The organism is Streptomyces sp. NPDC098101 (assembly GCF_044760185.1).
Lineage (GTDB): Bacteria > Actinomycetota > Actinomycetes > Streptomycetales > Streptomycetaceae > Streptomyces.
The window spans coordinates 108413-123826 of record NZ_JBIWAS010000011.1 but is presented as its reverse complement, the minus strand read 5'-3'; the positions used below and the strand labels follow the sequence as shown (position 1 = coordinate 123826).

9 protein-coding genes are annotated in these 15414 nt (G+C 74.8%); 3 read left to right on the top strand and 6 right to left on the bottom strand.

The window, feature by feature from the left end; all coding sequences use genetic code 11:
• Nucleotides 1-520 precede the first annotated feature (520 nt).
• The gene (locus ACIQVI_RS32355; protein ID WP_053641016.1) at nt 521-1087 is read right to left on the bottom strand and encodes a MarR family winged helix-turn-helix transcriptional regulator; all 567 of its coding nucleotides are present in this window, start codon (nt 1085-1087) and stop codon (nt 521-523) included.
• Nucleotides 1088-1241: 154 nt separating this feature from the next.
• On the opposite strand from ACIQVI_RS32355, the gene ACIQVI_RS32350 reads away from it, so the two are divergent.
• Nucleotides 1242-2519 carry an MFS transporter gene (locus ACIQVI_RS32350; RefSeq protein WP_403602447.1) on the top strand — a complete coding sequence of 426 codons (1278 nt, stop codon included), beginning with the start codon at nt 1242-1244 and terminating at the stop codon, nt 2517-2519.
• Between the two features lie 12 nt (nt 2520-2531).
• Here the strand turns inward: ACIQVI_RS32350 and ACIQVI_RS32345 are convergent, their stop codons facing one another.
• Both ACIQVI_RS32345 and ACIQVI_RS32340 read right to left on the bottom strand, forming a co-directional pair.
• Entirely contained in the window at nt 2532-4163 is a 1632-nt protein-coding gene (locus tag ACIQVI_RS32345; protein ID WP_351970993.1) for a SpoIIE family protein phosphatase, read from the bottom strand.
• 106 nt (nt 4164-4269) lie between these two features.
• Nucleotides 4270-5634: an NAD(P)/FAD-dependent oxidoreductase gene (locus tag ACIQVI_RS32340; protein ID WP_351970992.1), complete on the bottom strand. Its 1365-nt coding sequence runs from the start codon at nt 5632-5634 to the stop codon at nt 4270-4272.
• 359 nt (nt 5635-5993) lie between these two features.
• Between ACIQVI_RS32340 and ACIQVI_RS32335 the strand changes: the two genes are divergently transcribed.
• A complete protein-coding gene (locus ACIQVI_RS32335) occupies nt 5994-6773 on the top strand; it encodes a helix-turn-helix domain-containing protein (protein WP_351970991.1) in 780 nt (259 codons plus the stop codon).
• Between the two features lie 201 nt (nt 6774-6974).
• Nucleotides 6975-9152: a sigma-70 family RNA polymerase sigma factor gene (locus tag ACIQVI_RS32330; RefSeq protein WP_403602442.1), complete on the top strand. Its 2178-nt coding sequence runs from the start codon at nt 6975-6977 to the stop codon at nt 9150-9152.
• On the opposite strand, the gene ACIQVI_RS32325 is transcribed toward ACIQVI_RS32330, so the two are convergent.
• The 3 genes from ACIQVI_RS32325 to ACIQVI_RS32315 all read right to left on the bottom strand — a co-directional run bounded on the left by ACIQVI_RS32325 (nt 9139) and on the right by ACIQVI_RS32315 (nt 15333).
• Nucleotides 9139-12393 (bottom strand): ATP-binding protein, encoded by a 3255-nt coding sequence (locus ACIQVI_RS32325; protein WP_403602439.1) that lies wholly within the window; start codon nt 12391-12393, stop codon nt 9139-9141. The two genes, ACIQVI_RS32330 and ACIQVI_RS32325, sit on opposite strands and share 14 nt — an antisense overlap.
• Nucleotides 12394-12465: 72 nt before the next feature.
• Entirely contained in the window at nt 12466-13056 is a 591-nt protein-coding gene (locus ACIQVI_RS32320; protein WP_403602436.1) for a Uma2 family endonuclease, read from the bottom strand.
• Between the two features lie 27 nt (nt 13057-13083).
• Nucleotides 13084-15333: an asparagine synthase-related protein gene (locus tag ACIQVI_RS32315; RefSeq protein WP_403602462.1), complete on the bottom strand. Its 2250-nt coding sequence runs from the start codon at nt 15331-15333 to the stop codon at nt 13084-13086.
• Nucleotides 15334-15414: the final 81 nt, after the last annotated feature.

The window sequence follows — 15414 nt, the reverse complement described above, 5'->3', positions numbered from 1 at the left end:
ATCCGGTCGGACGGGGTATCAACTAATCTGGCGTTGATTTTTGGCACGCTGTTGAGTTCTCAAGGAACGGACGCTTCCTTCGTACTCACCCTCGCAGGCTTTCCTCCGGGCTTTTCCCTTCGGTCTTGCGTTTCCGACTCTATCAGATCTTTCCGATCCGATTTACTCGGTGCTTTCCGGTCCCTTTCGCTTTCGCTCCGGGCCCTTCCGGCGGTTCCGACTCTATCAGATCCTTTCGGCGTCTGATTCCCGGTCAGCGGGAGTTGTCTTTCCGGCTGTTGGGCCGTTCCGACGTCTCAAACTCTAGCGGATTCCCCCGGCGACTCATAATCGAGTCTTTCGAAATGAATTTCGGCATGGCGAAATTCTTCCCGATGAGGGAGATCGTGCTGAGAAGAGGTGCCGCATGAGCGGCGGGAGTGGCTGTCGCAGAACCGTTCCGGCTCCGTGACAACTCGGAGAACACTACGCATCCGGGAGGGGCGTGTCAACCCCACCCCCTACCCCGCCCGCCACGGCCTCAATCGAGGTCCGTCAGCCGGCCGCCGGCGTCGGGCTGGGTGTGCTCCACGCGGCGGAGGAGGCGGATGAGGACGTCGCCCAGGACGCCCTTCTCCTCCGTGCTGAGGTCCTGGAGGAGGTCCTCCTCGAAGGCGGTGGCCATGCGCATGGCCTCCAGCCACTTCGTGCGGCCCTCGTCGGTGAGCTCGACGATCACGCGGACCCGGTTGTTCTCGTCGCGGTCGCGGGTGACCAGGCCTTCTCCCGCCATGCGGTCGATGCGGTGGGTCATCGCGGCCGGGGTGAGGCCCAGGCGCTTGGCCAGCTCGCCGGGGCCGAGCCGGTAGGGCTCCCCGGAGAGGACCAGCGTCTTGAGGACCTCCCACTCGGCGTTGCTGATGCCGAGGTCGGCGAGCTGGCGTCCGTACGCCACGTTCATCCGTCGGTTCAGCCGGCCGAGGGCGGAGACGACCTTCTCGACCTGGGGGTCGAGGTCGCGGAACTCGCGCTGGTAGGCGGCGATCTGCTCGTCGAGGCTCGGCTCCTGGAGAGCCTGCGGGCCGGACCGCTCGGGGTTTTCGGACATGCGGCGAGTATCCCACGGGCCCCGTTGGCGTTGAAGTCCTTCGATGTGTACAGTTGAGACGTTAACTTTAGCTTTTAAGTCTTCAGGGTTCAGGGCTACAGGACTGAACCCGCGACCGAAGTGGGTGAGTGTGACCGAGGCGAGGGGCGCGACGATGCGCCGGATTCAGGCAGGCAGCGCGCTGAGCGCGTTCGGACTCGGCTTCACCGTGCCGTACCTCTATGTGTACGTGGCACAGGTGCGGGATCTGGGCGCGGCCACGGCGGGCATCGTGCTCGCCGTCTTCGCCATGGCCGCGCTCGTGGTGCTGCCCTTCAGCGGGCGGGCCATCGACCGGCGCGGGCCCGTGCCCGTGCTGCTCGTGGCCTCGGTCGTCGCCGCCGTGGGCGCGGTGGGGATGGGCTTCGCCTCCAGCGTGCCGGCGGCCGTGGGGGCGGCGGCGCTGCTCGGTGCCGGTACGGCCGTCCTCCAGCCGGCCCTCGCCACGATGATCGTCTGGTGCTCGACGCCCGTCGGGCGCACCCGGGCGTTCGCCACGCAGTTCTTCCTGCAGAACCTGGGCCTCGGCGTCGGCGGTCTGATCGGCGGGCAGCTGGTCGACACCAGCCGGCCGGGCAGCTTCATCCTGCTGTTCTCGATCGAGGCCGCGATGTTCCTGGTGCTCGCCGGGATCGTCGGGACCGTCCGGATGCCGGGCTCCCCCGCGCTCCAGGACGCCCGGCCGTCCGGCGCGGGCAAGGGCGGCGGCGTCCGCGCGCTGCTCGGGCACAAGGCGATGGTGCAGCTGTGCGTCCTCGGCTTCGTCCTCTTCTTCGCCTGCTACGGACAGTTCGAGTCGGGCCTCGCCGCGTACGGCACCGAGGCCGCCGGGATCCAGCCGTCCGCGCTGGGGCTCGCGCTCGCCGCCAACACGGCGGTGATCGTGCTGGCCCAGTTCCTGGTGCTCAAGTTCGTCGAGCGCCGCAAGCGGTCCCGGGTGATCGCGGCCGTGGGCCTGATCTGGACCATGGCGTGGCTCATCGCCGGGTACGCGGGCCTCGGGCACGGCAGCCAGGCCATGGCGACGGCGGCCTTCGTCGCCACGTACGCGCTCTTCGGGCTCGGCGAGGCGATGCTGTCGCCGACCGTGGCGCCGCTGGTGGCCGATCTGGCGCCGGAGTCGATGGTCGGGCAGTACAACTCGGCCTTCGCCCTGGTGAAGCAGCTGGCGCTGGCCGTCGGTCCGGCCGTGGGCGGGCCCATGGGGGCCGCGCTGCACGGGCCGTACATCGTGACCTTCGTGCTCTTCTCGCTCGGGATCACCTTCCTGGCCGTCCGGCTGGGCAAGCAGCTGACCCCCGAGCAGAACCAGCCCTCCCTGGCCCTCCGGCCGTCGAAGGTCGTCGTCCGGCACGAGCCGGCCGCGAAGGACGTCACGGTCGGCGCGTCCTAGTACCCCGGTGCCCTAGTCCTTCAGGGCGAACTCGCACCAGACCGCTTTGCCGCCGCCCGGGGTGCGGCGGCTTCCCCAGGACGAGGCGATCGTCGCGATGATCGAGATCCCGCGACCCGCCTCGTCCTCCGTTTCCGCCCTGCGGCGGCGCGGCAGGTGGTCGTCCCCGTCGGTGACCTCGATGATCAGGCGCCGGTCGGTGCGGCGCAGCCGCAGGCGCATGGGCGGGGTGCCGTGCTGGAGGGAGTTCCCCACCAGCTCGCTGGTGGCCAGGACCCCCAGGTCGCGCAGCTCGACCGGGAAGCGCCAGCTGGAGAGGACCCCGGAGGCGAAGGCACGCGCGCGGGGAGCCGCCTCGATCCCGCCGAGGAGCTCCAGGGCCGCGTTGTGGAAGAGCTCCGCGTCCGTCCCCTCCCGGGAGGGGTGCTGGACGACCAGGACGGCGACGTCGTCGTCGTGCTCGGCGGTCACCCCCAGGGAGCGCAGGAGCCGGTCGCAGACCACCTGCGGGGTGCCGCTGGCGCCGGAGAGGGCGCGGGCCAGGGCGGCGACGCCCTCGTCGATGTCCTCGCGGCGCCGCTCCACCAGGCCGTCGGTGTAGAGGACGGCGGTGGAGCCGGGCGGCAGCGCGATGGAGCCCGAGGTGTGGAGCCAGCCGCCGGTGCCGAGCGGCGGGCCCGTGGGGTCCTCGGCGCGGCGGACGGTGCCGTCCTCGTCCCGTACGAGGATCGGGAGGTGGCCGGCGGAGGCGTACACCAGCTTGCCCTCGTTGGGGTCGTGGATCGCGTACACGCAGGTGGCGATCTGGCTGGCGTCGATCTCGGCGGCGAGGCCGTCGAGGAGCTGGAGGACCTCGTGCGGGGGCAGGTCCAGGCGCGCGTACGCCCGGACGGCGGTGCGGAGCTGGCCCATGACGGCGGCGGCGCGGACGCCCCGGCCCATCACGTCGCCGATGACGAGCGCGGTGCGGCCGGCGCCGAGGGTGATCACGTCGTACCAGTCGCCGCCGACGGCCGCGTCCGTGCCGCCGGGCTGGTAGGTGGCGGCGATCCGCAGGTCGTCGGGCTGCTCCAGGTCCTGCGGGAGCAGGGAGCGCTGGAGGGTGACGGCGGTCTCGCGGTGCTTGCGCTCGCTGGCCCGCAGCCGCTCGGCGGCCTCGGCGTGGTCGGTGACGTCCGCGGCGTGGACGAGGACGGCGCCGCCGTCGAGCCGGGGGCTGTCGACGGGCAGGCAGGTGACCGTGTACGAGCCGCCGTCCCGGGTGCGGCGGGACTTGACCGTACGGGGCTTGCCGCTGCGCAGGACCTGGTCCATGAGGGGCAGCAGGCCCAGGTCCTCGGCCTCCGGGCAGGTGGCGGCGACGGTGGCGCCGGGGGTGCGGTGGCCGAAGGCGGCGGCGTAGGCGTCGTTGACGTACGCGATGCGGTGCTCCGGGCCGTACACGAGCGCGACCAGGCCGGGGAGGCGGCCGAGGAGCTCCCGTACGGAGAAGTCCTCCAGGGAGGGGACGTCCTCGGCGACGTCGGCGGGCCGGTCCAGCTGCTGCCCGTGCTCACCGCGGGCGGCGGGCACGGAGCCTTCGGTCCCCCGCGCCGTGCGGCGCTGCGTTCCGGGGAGCCGGGCGCTCCAACGGGTGAAGTTCACGGATCTGTATGCCTCGTGGTGTCGGTGCCGTGCAGAGTCACGCTGTGCAGGTGTGAGCCCACCTATGGTCACACGTCCAGTGTGGACGAGTGCACTGACAGTGATGTCAGGACGACGGCTTGTCGTCGTCGCCCGGTGGCGGGGAGGCCGCGAGTTCGAATTCGGCGCGGGGGTGTTCCAGCGAGCCGAGGGAGACGATCTCCCGTTTGAACAGGCCTGACAAGGTCCATTCGGCCAGGACGCGGGCCTTCCGGTTGAAGGTGGGGACCCGGCTCAGATGGTAGGCCCGGTGCATGAACCACGCCGGGTATCCCTTGAGTTTGCGTCCGTAGACGTGGGCGACGCCCTTGTGGAGGCCGAGGGAGGCCACGGATCCCGCGTACGCGTGCGCGTACTCCTTGAGCGGCCGGCCGCGCAGGGAGGCGGTGATGTTCTCGGCGAGGACCCGGGCCTGGCGGACGGCGTGCTGGGCGTTGGGCGCGCACTCCCTGCCGGGTTCGCCGGAGGTGACGTCGGGAACGGCGGCGGCGTCGCCCGCGGCCCAGGCGTGCTCGACGCCCTCGACGGAGAGCCGGGCGGTGCAGCGGATCCGGCCGCGCTCGTTCCGCGGGAGGTCGGTGGCGGCGAGGAGGGGGGCGGGTTTGACGCCGGCGGTCCAGACGACGGTGCGGGTGGGCAGCCGGGTGCCGTCGCTGAGCACGGCGACCCGGTCCTCGCAGGAGTCGAGCCGGGTCCGCAGGCGCACGTCGACGTTCCGGGCGCGCAGCTCGCGGACGGCGTACCGGCCCATCTTCTCGCCGACCTCCGGGAGGATCCGGTCGGTGGCCTCGACGAGGATCCAGCGCAGGTCGCCGGGCTTGATGTTGTGGTAGTACCGGGCGGTGTAGCGGGCCATGTCCTCCAGCTCGGCGAGCGCCTCCACGCCCGCGTAGCCGCCGCCGACGAAGACGAAGGTGAGGGCGGCGTCGCGGATCGCGGGGTCGCGGGTGGAGGAGGCGATGTCCATCTGCTCGATGACGTGGTTGCGCAGGCCGATGGCCTCCTCGACGGTCTTGAAGCCGATGCCGTGCTCGGCGAGGCCGGGGACCGGGAGGGTGCGGGAGACGGAGCCGGGCGCGATGACCAGCTCGTCGTAGGTGAGCTCGACGGGGCCGGTGCCCTCCTCCTCGGTGGCGAGGGTGGTGAGGGTCGCGGTCCGCTTGGCGTGGTCGACGGACCCGACCTCGCCGATGAGGATCCGGCAGCGGTCGAGGACGCGGCGCAGCGGCACGACGACGTGGCGCGGGGAGATGGAGCCGGCCGCGGCCTCGGGCAGGAACGGCTGGTACGTCATGTACGGCTCGGGGGTGACCACGACGATCTCGGCGGCGCCGGATCGGAGTTCCGCCCTGAGCTGCCGCTGGAGGCGCAGCGCGGTGTACATGCCGACGTATCCACCGCCGACCACGAGAATGCGCGCAGGTTCGGTCACTGTCCCATGACGCACCCCCGCCCGTTGTTTGTCCACAGGCTCGACAAATTGTGTGACCGGAGGGGTACGGAGGCGCGGGGTGGCGCGTGCGGGGAGGGCGGTGGGATCGGCCCAGGTCACGGAGGCCGGGGCGGGTTCGGCCGGGGGTGGGAAACGGGAGTGATCCGGGCCTTGCTCCGATCGGGGGGCGGACCGTGCGGAACACCCCCTTCTGAATTGACTCCGACTCAACTATGTTCGTACTTCGTCGGGGTGTCGGATGGAAGCGCGTGGACCGAAGCGCTCGTCGGCCGGAAACCCCGCATCAGGGCGGGGAGTCTCCGGGGGGAGACATCATGAGCGGGGGAACGCTTATGCAGATGCAGGATGCACGCTGGCAGCCGGGCGCCGGAGCGCTGGCCGTCGACGACGCGCGCGCCGCGGGGGCCGTCGCCTCCGAGCGCAACGGCGGGTCGGTGGCGGGCGGCAGGGCCGCGCCGCTGCGGGTGGACGCCCAGCGCAATCTGGAGCACGTGCTGCGGGCCGCGCGCGAGGTGTTCGGCGAGCTCGGCTACGGGGCTCCGATGGAGGACGTGGCGCGGCGCGCGCGCGTGGGGGTCGGCACCGTCTACCGGCGCTTCCCCAGCAAGGACGTGCTGGTGCGCCGGATAGCCGAGGAGGAGACCGCCCGGCTGACCGAGCAGGCGCGGGCCGCGCTCGGTCAGGAGGAGGAGCCGTGGTCGGCGCTCTCCCGGTTCCTGCGGACCTCGGTGGCCTCGGGCGCGGGGCGGCTGCTGCCGCCGCAGGTGCTGCGGGTGCGCGTGGACGACGCGGTGTCGCCGGCCGTCGCCGAGGACGCGGACGACGCCCGGGTGCCGTACCAGCGGGGCGGCGACGGGCAGGCGGACGGGCGGGTGTTCGCGCCGCGCGGCGTGCCGGCCGAGGAGCGGGACGACGCGGGGGCCGCGGAGCTCCTGGAGGTCGTCGGGCGGCTGGTCGACCGGGCGCGGGAGGCGGGTGAGCTGCGGGCGGACGTGACCGTGGCGGACGTCCTCCTCGTCATCGCCACCGCGGCGCCGGCCCTGCCGGACGCGGTGCAGCAGGCGGCGGCTTCGTCGCGGCTCCTGGACATCCTGCTGGAGGGCCTGCGGTCCCGGTAGGCGTCCGGGGCTCTCCGCCGGCGGTGTGATCCGTGGTCCGGGCGGACCAACGAGCATGACACGAACGTGTGAGCGGTTACGCCCGGATGCGAGAAGTCGCCCCGGACGAGTGGTAAGTGGACGGGTCGCTTCGGCGTGCCCGCGCTCTGTGGCAGGCTTGGCCGGTGTTCGGTTCTGAGCATGTATACGGGGGCTTCCGCGATGAGCGGTGAGAGTCGGGACGAGCCGCTGAAAAACAGCGGCACCGCCGAGGCCGGAGGCCTGCCCGCCCGGCAGGTGCCGAGCCAGGGCGGGCCGGTGGGTTCCTCCGGTGCGGGGGGCGGGTCCGGTGCTTCCCCGGTCGGGCCGCCGGGTTCTCCCGGGTACGTCGATCCGCTCGACGCGAGCGTTCCGCAGCAGCGTGAGGGGAAGCCCGCCGGAGCCGGAACCGGGGCCGTCGCGGGGGCGGCCGCCGGAGCCGGGCCCGACGGGACAGGCTTCGCGGAGGTCGGCGGCGATCTCCAGGGCGGGACCGGCGCCGAGGACGAGGCCGAGAGCGACGCCGGTGGGGTCCTTCCGCCGCCCCTCGAACTGCCGCCCTCCGACGCCGATCTCGTCCAGCTCATGCGGGACGGCGACGACTCCGCGTACGAGGAGCTGTTCCGCCGCCACTCCGAGGCCGTGCGCCGGTACGCCAAGACCTGCTGCCGCGACGCGCACACCGCCGACGACCTCACCGCCGAGGTGTTCGCCCGCACCCTCCAGGCCGTACGGGGCGGGGCCGGGCCCGAGCAGGCGGTCCGCGCCTACCTCATGACCACCGTCCGGCGGGTCGCGGCGAGCTGGGCCAGGACGCAGAAGCGGGAGCACCTGGTCGAGGACTTCGCGGTGTTCGCGGCGGAGGCCGCCCGCTCCTCCGAGGTCTCCGACCAGGACACGATGGACCTCGGCGCGGACGTCCGGGCCATGCACGAGGCCGAGCAGTCGCTCGCCATGCAGGCCTTCCGGTCGCTGCCCGAGCGGTGGCAGGCCGTGCTGTGGCACACCACCGTCGAGGAGGAGTCGCCGAGCGAGGTCGCCCCGCTCTTCGGGCTGACCGCCAACGCCACGGCCGTGCTCGCCAGCCGGGCCCGCGAGGGGCTCAAGCAGGCCTACCTCCAGGCCCACGTCAGCCAGTCCCTGACGGCGGGCGGCGACTGCGCCCGGTACGCGGACCGGCTCGGCGCCTACGCGCGCGGCGGGCTGCGGATGCGGGCCGAGCGCGGTCTGCGCAAGCACCTGGAGGAGTGCGCCAAGTGCCGGCTCGCCGCCGGTGAGCTGGCGCACGTGAACGCCGGGATCCCCGCGCTGCTGCCGGTCGCCGTCATCGGCTGGTTCGCCGCCGGGTACTCGCTCAAGGCGGCGGGGGTCGTCGCGGGCGGGACCGCCGCCGCGGCCGGTGCGGGCGCGGCCGCCGCCGCCTCCGGGGCCTCGGGAGGTGCCGCCTCGGGCGGTGCCGCGGCCGAGGGGCTCGGCGCGCCCGCCAAGGCCGGGATCGCGGCGGTCATGGCGGTCGCCGCGGCCGCCGGACTCGCCTGGGCCATGGCCGGGGACCCGGAGCCCGTGGCCGCGCCCAAGCCCTCGCAGCCGGTGGTCACCCCGGTGGCGCCGCAGGAGCCCGCGCCACCGGCGGAGCCGGAACCGGCGGCGAAGCCCGTACCGCCCGTTCCGCCCGTGGCGGCCGAGCCCCCGGCGCCCGAGCCGGTGGCGGCGGCCGCCCCGGTGAAGCCCGCGCCGAAGGCGACTCCGACGCCGGAGCCGACGCCTCCCGCCTCCCCGTCCCCGGAGCCGCCGAGGCCGTCGCCGCCGGCCGGTCCGAAGCCGACGCCCGCCCCGAAGCCGAAACCGAAGCCGACGCCGACCAGTCCGAGGCCGACCCCGAAGCCGACGCCGAGCCCCGAGAAGCCCGCGCCCGCGCCGCCGACCGTCTACCAGGTCGACGAGCTGGACTACGGGATCTTCGGCGACGGCACCAAGCCCGAGGTGTCCATGGCGGAGAGCGGCTTCATGTGGCAGCGCAGGGGCCTCTCCACCGGCGGCACCCGGTACCCGTACGGGGTGAGCGTCCACGCGCCGTCCTCGCTGGTCATCGACCTCAACCGGCAGTGCACAAGCTACGACGCGGTGGTCGGGATCGACGACCTGAGCGCCCTGTTCGGCATGGGCGGCGTCCGCTTCTCCGTGTACGGGGACGGGCAGCGGCTCTGGCGGTCCGGCGTGATCGAGGCGGGCGACCCGCCGGTCCCGGTGCACGTCGACATCACCGGCCGCTCCCGGATCCGGCTCGTGGTCGAGGAGACGGGCCCGCTGGGGCGGGCCGCGATCGCGAACTGGGCGCAGTCCCGGATCAGCTGCTCCTGACGCCGCCCGGGGAGCCCTGCGAGGGGTTCTCCCCAGCGTCCTGGAGGAAGTCCTTCACGAGGGACAGGACCCCGTCGACGTCCAGACCCTCGCCCGCCGTCCGGGCGGCGGCGAGGCCCGGTGCGCCGAGGGCGGCGAGCGAGCGGGCCGTCACCGCCTCGGCCTCCTCCCGCTCCGGGACCGAGCGGGGCAGGTCGCGGCGCCAGGAGTCGACGGCGGCCAGGACCGTCGCGGCGGAGGCGGGTTCGTCCGCCCGGGACAGGGCGACCGCGAGCCCCTCGCCGAGCGCCGCGGCGATGAGGTCCGCGCAGTGGGCGTCCCGCGCGGCGCGCAGCGCGGTCGCGGCGGAGGTGACGGCCGCGGCGCCCCCGCCCCCGTACGCCTCGACGCGGGCGGCGAGTCCGATGACCGCGGCCGAGAAGTGCGGCGGCGGGCTTCCGGCCTCGACCAGACGGCCCGCCTCCGCCACGTGGGCGCGGGCCTCCTCCATGTCGCCCCGGTGGAGGGCGATGGCGGCGCCCAGGAAGCAGACGAAGGGCCGGGCGTCCCCGACGTGGTGGCGCTCGGCCTCCACCGAGGCCTCGGCGAGGCCCTCCTCCGCGGTCTCCATGTCGCCGGAGCGGTAGGCGATCTCGGCGAGACGGGCGAGGAGGAAGGGGGACTCGGCGTGGGCGCCGACCTCGCGGGCGAGGCGGAGCGCCTCCTCGTAGTCCGCCCGGGACTCCTCGTACCGGCCGCGCATCATGGAGGACTCGGCCGCCGCGCTCGCGATCTGCGCCCCCATCCAGCGGTCGCCGACCCGGCGGGCGAGGACGCGGAGCTCGGCCAGGTCCTCGTCCACGTCGGCCTGGCCGCCGGGCATGTCGACGACCATGTGCGTGCGGAACATCAGGGTGACGCCGACCTCCCAGTCGCCTCCGTGGCGGCGGCAGTTGGCGAGCGCGGTGTCGAGGAGGTCCCGCAGCTCGGTCGGCTCCTCGGCCTGGATCTCGTTGAAGGCCTCGGTGAACGGCCAGAGCAGGCCGGGGAAGCGGGCGGCCTCGGGCCCCGGCTCGTCCCCGAACGCGGACCGCACCCGCCGTACGAGGGCGAGGGTGTCGGGGTCGTCGCGGAGCTCCGCGACGGTGTGGTTCTCGATCGCGAGGAAGAAGTACAGCATCCGCAGGTGCATCCGGGGCCAGTGGCGCGGGTCGGCCGGATCGTCGGGGTCCTCGCCGAGGGCGACCGCGCGTTCGGTCCAGGCCAGGCCCTCGGAGCGGTAGTTGCGCAGCCACCAGAACCAGCCCATGGCGAAGACGAGCCGGAGGGCGGCGGTCTCGTCGGGGGCGGTGACGAGGGTGCGGTGGAGGGCGGCGCGGATGTTGTCGAGGTCGCGTTCGAGCCGGTCGATCCAGGGGAGCTGTCCGCCGGAGCGCAGTTCGGGTTCGGCGGCCTCCGCGAGGGCGGTGAAGCGGGCGGTGTGGGCGGCTTCGGCGGCGGCGAGCAGGGCGGGGGTCTCGGCGGCGCGCTCGGCCGCGTACTCGTGGATGGTCTCCAGGAGGCGGTAGCGCATCTCGCCGTCCTCTGCGGGGGCGGCGACGACGAGGGACTTGTCGACCAGGGCGCCCAGGGTGTCGGCGGCGTGCGGGGAGAGGGCCTCGGCTGCGGCGAGGTCCCAGCCTCCGGCGAAGACCGAGACCTGCCGGAGCAGGGTGCGCTCGTCCGGGTCGAGCAGGTCCCAGGACCAGTCGACGACCGCGCGCAGGGTCTGCTGGCGGGGCAGGACGGTGCGGGAGCCGGAGGTGAGGAGGCGGAAGCGGTCGTCGAGGCGGTCCGCGATCTGGCGGGGGGTGAGGAGGCGGAGGCGGGCGGCGGCGAGCTCGATGGCGAGGGGCAGGCCGTCGAGGCGGCGGCAGATCTCGTCGACGGCCGCGGCGCCGTCCCGGTCCCGGGGTCCCTTCGCGCCGAAGGAGGGGTGTACGGCGCGGGCGCGTTCGACGAAGAGGCGGTGGGCGGGGTCGGGCGGGAGGGGTTCGACGGGGCGGACCGTCTCCCCGGGGACGCCGAGGGGTTCGCGGCTGGTGGCGAGGACGCGGAGCCGGGGGCAGTGGGTGAGGAGGGTCTCGGCGAGGGCGGCGGCCGCGTCGATCACGTGCTCGCAGTTGTCGAGGACGAGGAGGAGGGGGCGGTCGGCGAGGTGCTCCACGAGGTGGGCGGTCGGGTCGTGCTGGAGGGGCGCGCCGTCGCGGGCGATCAGGGTGGTCTCGCGGAGGCGGAGCGCGGAGAGGACGGCGCCGGGGACGGCTCCGGGGTCGTCGAGCGGGGCGAGTTCGGCGATCCAGGTGGCGGGGCCTCCGGTCCGCAGCGCGGCCTCCTCGGCGAGCCGCGTCTTGCCGCTTCCGCCGGGGCCGGTGAGCGTGACGAGCCGGGAGCCGGCGAGGTCGGCCCGGAGCGCGTCGAGCTCGGGCTCGCGGCCGACGAAGGAGGTGAGGCGGGGGCGGATGTTGCCGGCGGGGCTCTCGGCGGGTGCGGGGCGGGGCGGGGGCGGGCCCGTGAGGAGTTCGCGGTGGAGGGCGGTGAGTTCGGGGCCGGGGTCGGTGCCGAGGGCGTCCACGAGGGCGCGGCGGGCCGACTCGTACGCAGCGAGGGCGTCGGCGTGGCGGCCCTCGGCCCGCAGGGCGCGGACGAGCTGGGCGTGGAAGGCCTCGTCGTACGGGTGCGCGGTGGTGAGTTCGGTCAGTTCCGGTACGAGTCCGTCGGTGGCGCCCCGGCGCAGGTCCGCCTCGACGCGGTGGCGGAGGGCGGCGAGCCGCTGGGCCTCGGGCCGGACGCCCGCCGGGTCCGGCAGGTCGGCGAGGGCGGGGCCGCGGAAGAGGCCGAGGGCCTCCCGGAGGAGGGCGGCGGCGGTGTCGGGGTCTCCGGCGTCGAGACGGGCGGCGGCCTGCGCGGCCCGGCGCTCGAAGACGTACAGGTCGATGTCCTCGGGCCCGGCGACGAGCCGGTAGCCGGGGCCGGGCGCGGAGGCGACGGCCTCCCTGCCGAGGATCCGGCGGAGGCGGCCCACCAGGGCCTGGAGGGCGGCGGACGCGTCCTGCGGCGGATCGTCCCCGTACACGTCGTCGGCGAGCTCACCGACGGAGGCGGACCGTCCACCGCGCACCGCGAGCGCGGCGAGGAGCGCACGCAGCCGGGCACCGCCGAGGGGAAGGGGGGTGCCGTCGGGCCGAAGGGCCTCGGTGGTGCCGAGGATGAGATACCGCACCGGTTCATTGTGGCGGGCACGGTGGGGGCGCGCCTCGGGGTTTCCCCGGGCTCGGCCCGGAGACGGGGGGTGTCAGAACTCGGCCGTGTCCAGGGTGAAGCCCAGGGGTGCGGGGATCGGGACGGGCGTCCCCAGCTTGTGGACGGCCTTGTGGTCGTAGTCGTCCCCCGCCGGTCCGGAGCACACGACGGCTTCGCCGGCCTCGCGGTCGATCAGGAGGTAGAGGGGGATCCCCGCGCGCGCGTAGGCCCGGATCTTCTGGACGCGGTCGCGGCTCGCGGTGGAGGAGGAGGTGACCTCGGCGACGAGGAGGACGGGGTCGGCGGTCTGCCAGACCAGTTCGTTCTTGAAGCTGCCCCTGGGGGCGAGGACGAGATCCGGCAGGATGAGGTTGTCGACCGGCTCCGCACGCCCGTCCGCCCTGCCCGGCCCACCTGGTTCGCTCGGTCCGCTCGGCGCTCCGGGCACTCTCAGTCCGATGCCGGTGTAGCAGCCGAGCTGCCTCTCACGGGCCGTCAGTTGATCGGACAGCTCCGCCACGACCTCCGCGTGCTGCCCGTCGCCGAGTGGGCTGACGCAGACCTCCCCCTCGATGAGCTCCACCCGTGTCCCCTCGGGCTCCCGGGCACTGCGCAGTTCGAGGAGCCGTTCCACCGTCGTCATGGGGGCATTCTCGCGCCCTGCGGGGCCTCACGCCGGGAGGGACCTCGACGCCGGGATCAGGGGCCCCTGGACCGCGCGGTGGGCGCGGGGTTCCGTGGTGTTGGTCCAGCAGGAGCCGCGGCGGGCGAGGAGGCGGCGGAGCCAGAGTTCGGTGGAGACGAGGTCGGCGAGGCCGTCGAGGGGGACGGGTTCGCCGTCGGCGGCGGCGCGGAGGGCCTCGCGGACGACGCGGGCCTCGATCAGGCCCGCGTCCGCGAGGAGCGGCGCGTCGAAGAGGGCCAGGAGCTGGGGGAGGGCGGCGCGCAGGCCCGCGCGGACGGCGGCGGCCGGGACGGCCGGGTGGGGGGCGCCCCAGCCCGGCGGCAGCTCGTGGACGCCGGCGCCGGTCAGGACCGTGCGCAGGATCCCGGCGCGGGCGTCCGGCTGGACCCGGAGCGATTCGGGGAGGGCGCGGCAGGCCCGTACGACCTGGTTGTCGAGGAAGGGGGCGTGCAGGCGCTGGCCGCGGATCTCGGCGGCCTGTTCCAGGACCCGGTGGTCGGCGGCGGCCCGGGCCAGGGCCGCACGCGCGCGTGCCTCGCCGGGGCGCTGGACGGAGGACGGGAGGGTCGCGGCCCGGTTGAGGCGAACCGATACTTCAGCCAGTGCCTCCCCCGTCAGCCAGCGCGCGGCCGGGCCCGGCCGCGACCAGGCGAGGGCGGAGAGGGAGGCCTCCAGGGGGCCGAAGCCGTCGGGGGCGGTGCGGTTCGCCTCCAGGACCCGCCGGGCCGCCGTCTCCAGACCCGTGCGGTACGGGGTGCGGGCCAGCTTCCGGGCCGCCCGGTACACGGTCAGCGGCACCAGGAGCGCGCCCGCCGAAGGGCCCGAGGCCTTGGCGAGCGCGGTGACGGGACGCACCAGGGAGCGGCGTCTGCGGTCCATCAGGAGGTCGGCGAGGCGCGCCGGGTGCGCGTCCAGGACCTGCTTGGCGCCCATGCCGGTGAAGTGGTCGGCGCTGCCGCCCGCGAGCCGCCGCCGGTGCCGCTCGGCCGTGACCAGCGCGGGCCCCGGCTCGTCGGTGAGCGGCCCGTCCAGGGCGGCGTACGGGAGCGCCTCCTCGCCGGCCGCGACGACCACGTGGTGCAGGCGCGGGTCGGCGGCCAGCTCCCGGGCCCGCGTCAGCTCGTCCTCGCGGTCCGAACCCGCGCGCGTGGCCAGGTCGTTGAAGGTGACGGCGAGCAGCCGCTCCCCCGCTCCCGTGCCGTGCCCGGTGATCGTGCCCGGCACCCCGGGGAGCCCGGCCGCCAGGAGGGCGAGGGTGCCGGAGGCGCTGCCGCCGGACAGGTCGGCGCCGATGCCGGGCGCCGGGCGGCCGCCCCGGGCCGCGCGCCGGTCGGCGGGGCCCATGCCGGGGACCGGGCCGGGGTCGGGGAGCGGCGCCTCGGGCGCGTGCCGGGGGGCGGTGAGCCGGGCCCGTACGGCTTCGACCAGGGCGTCCCTGACCCCTTCGACGGCCTGCCGGGGGTCGGACTCGGGGGTCGCGACCGCGAGCGAGGCGACCTGTTCGTACCCGGTGATCTCGCGCGAGCCCTCCCGCAGGATCAGCGCGTGGCCGGGCGGCACCCGGCGGACCCCCTCGTAGGGGGTGGAGTCGCGCAGCGCCTCCGGCGTCTCGGGGCAGGCGAGCAGGGCGCCCAGGTGGCCGATGTCGAGCTGGGCCTCGACGAGGTCGGCGAGGGGCAGGGCGGCGGTGGCGTACGCGGTGCCGCCCTGCCACGGGGTGTGGAACACCGGCCGGGCTCCCGCGAGGTCACCCGTGACGGTGACGCGGCGGCCGGCCTTGACGACGGCGGTGTAGCTTCCCGGCCAGGCCGTGAGGTGCCGCAGGGCGCCCCCGCGCGCGGTGAGCAGTCCCCTGCGCAGTTCGTCGTCGCCCGCGGCGCAGCAGCCGAGGACGGCGATGTGGGTGTGGTCGTCGACGGCCACGACCCGGACTTCGTCGGGACGCCAGTCGCCGACCGCCCACAGCGGATCCGGTCCGCCCCACAGGAGTTGTGCGCCCACCGGTTGCACCGTGCGCCCCTCGGCCGCCGTCGCCCGGTCCGGGCCGTAGGGTCCGTGGGCCGCCGCGCCGGGGCCGTACCCGCCGTGGTCCGTCGTGACCGGGGAACCGGAGCCGTACGCGTCGTACGAGCCGTGGGCCCCCGCCCCGTACGAGCCGTTCGCCGTCCCCGTCCGTGCTCCCCCGGTCGTTGCGAAGCTCGCGGCGACACTGCTCCAGCCCACCAGCCATCGCATCGGCGCCTCCACGTCCGTTTCGGTGGGAGACATGCTGCCATGACAACGGCGCACGGGGCGGTGTCCGGGGGCACGCGCGCG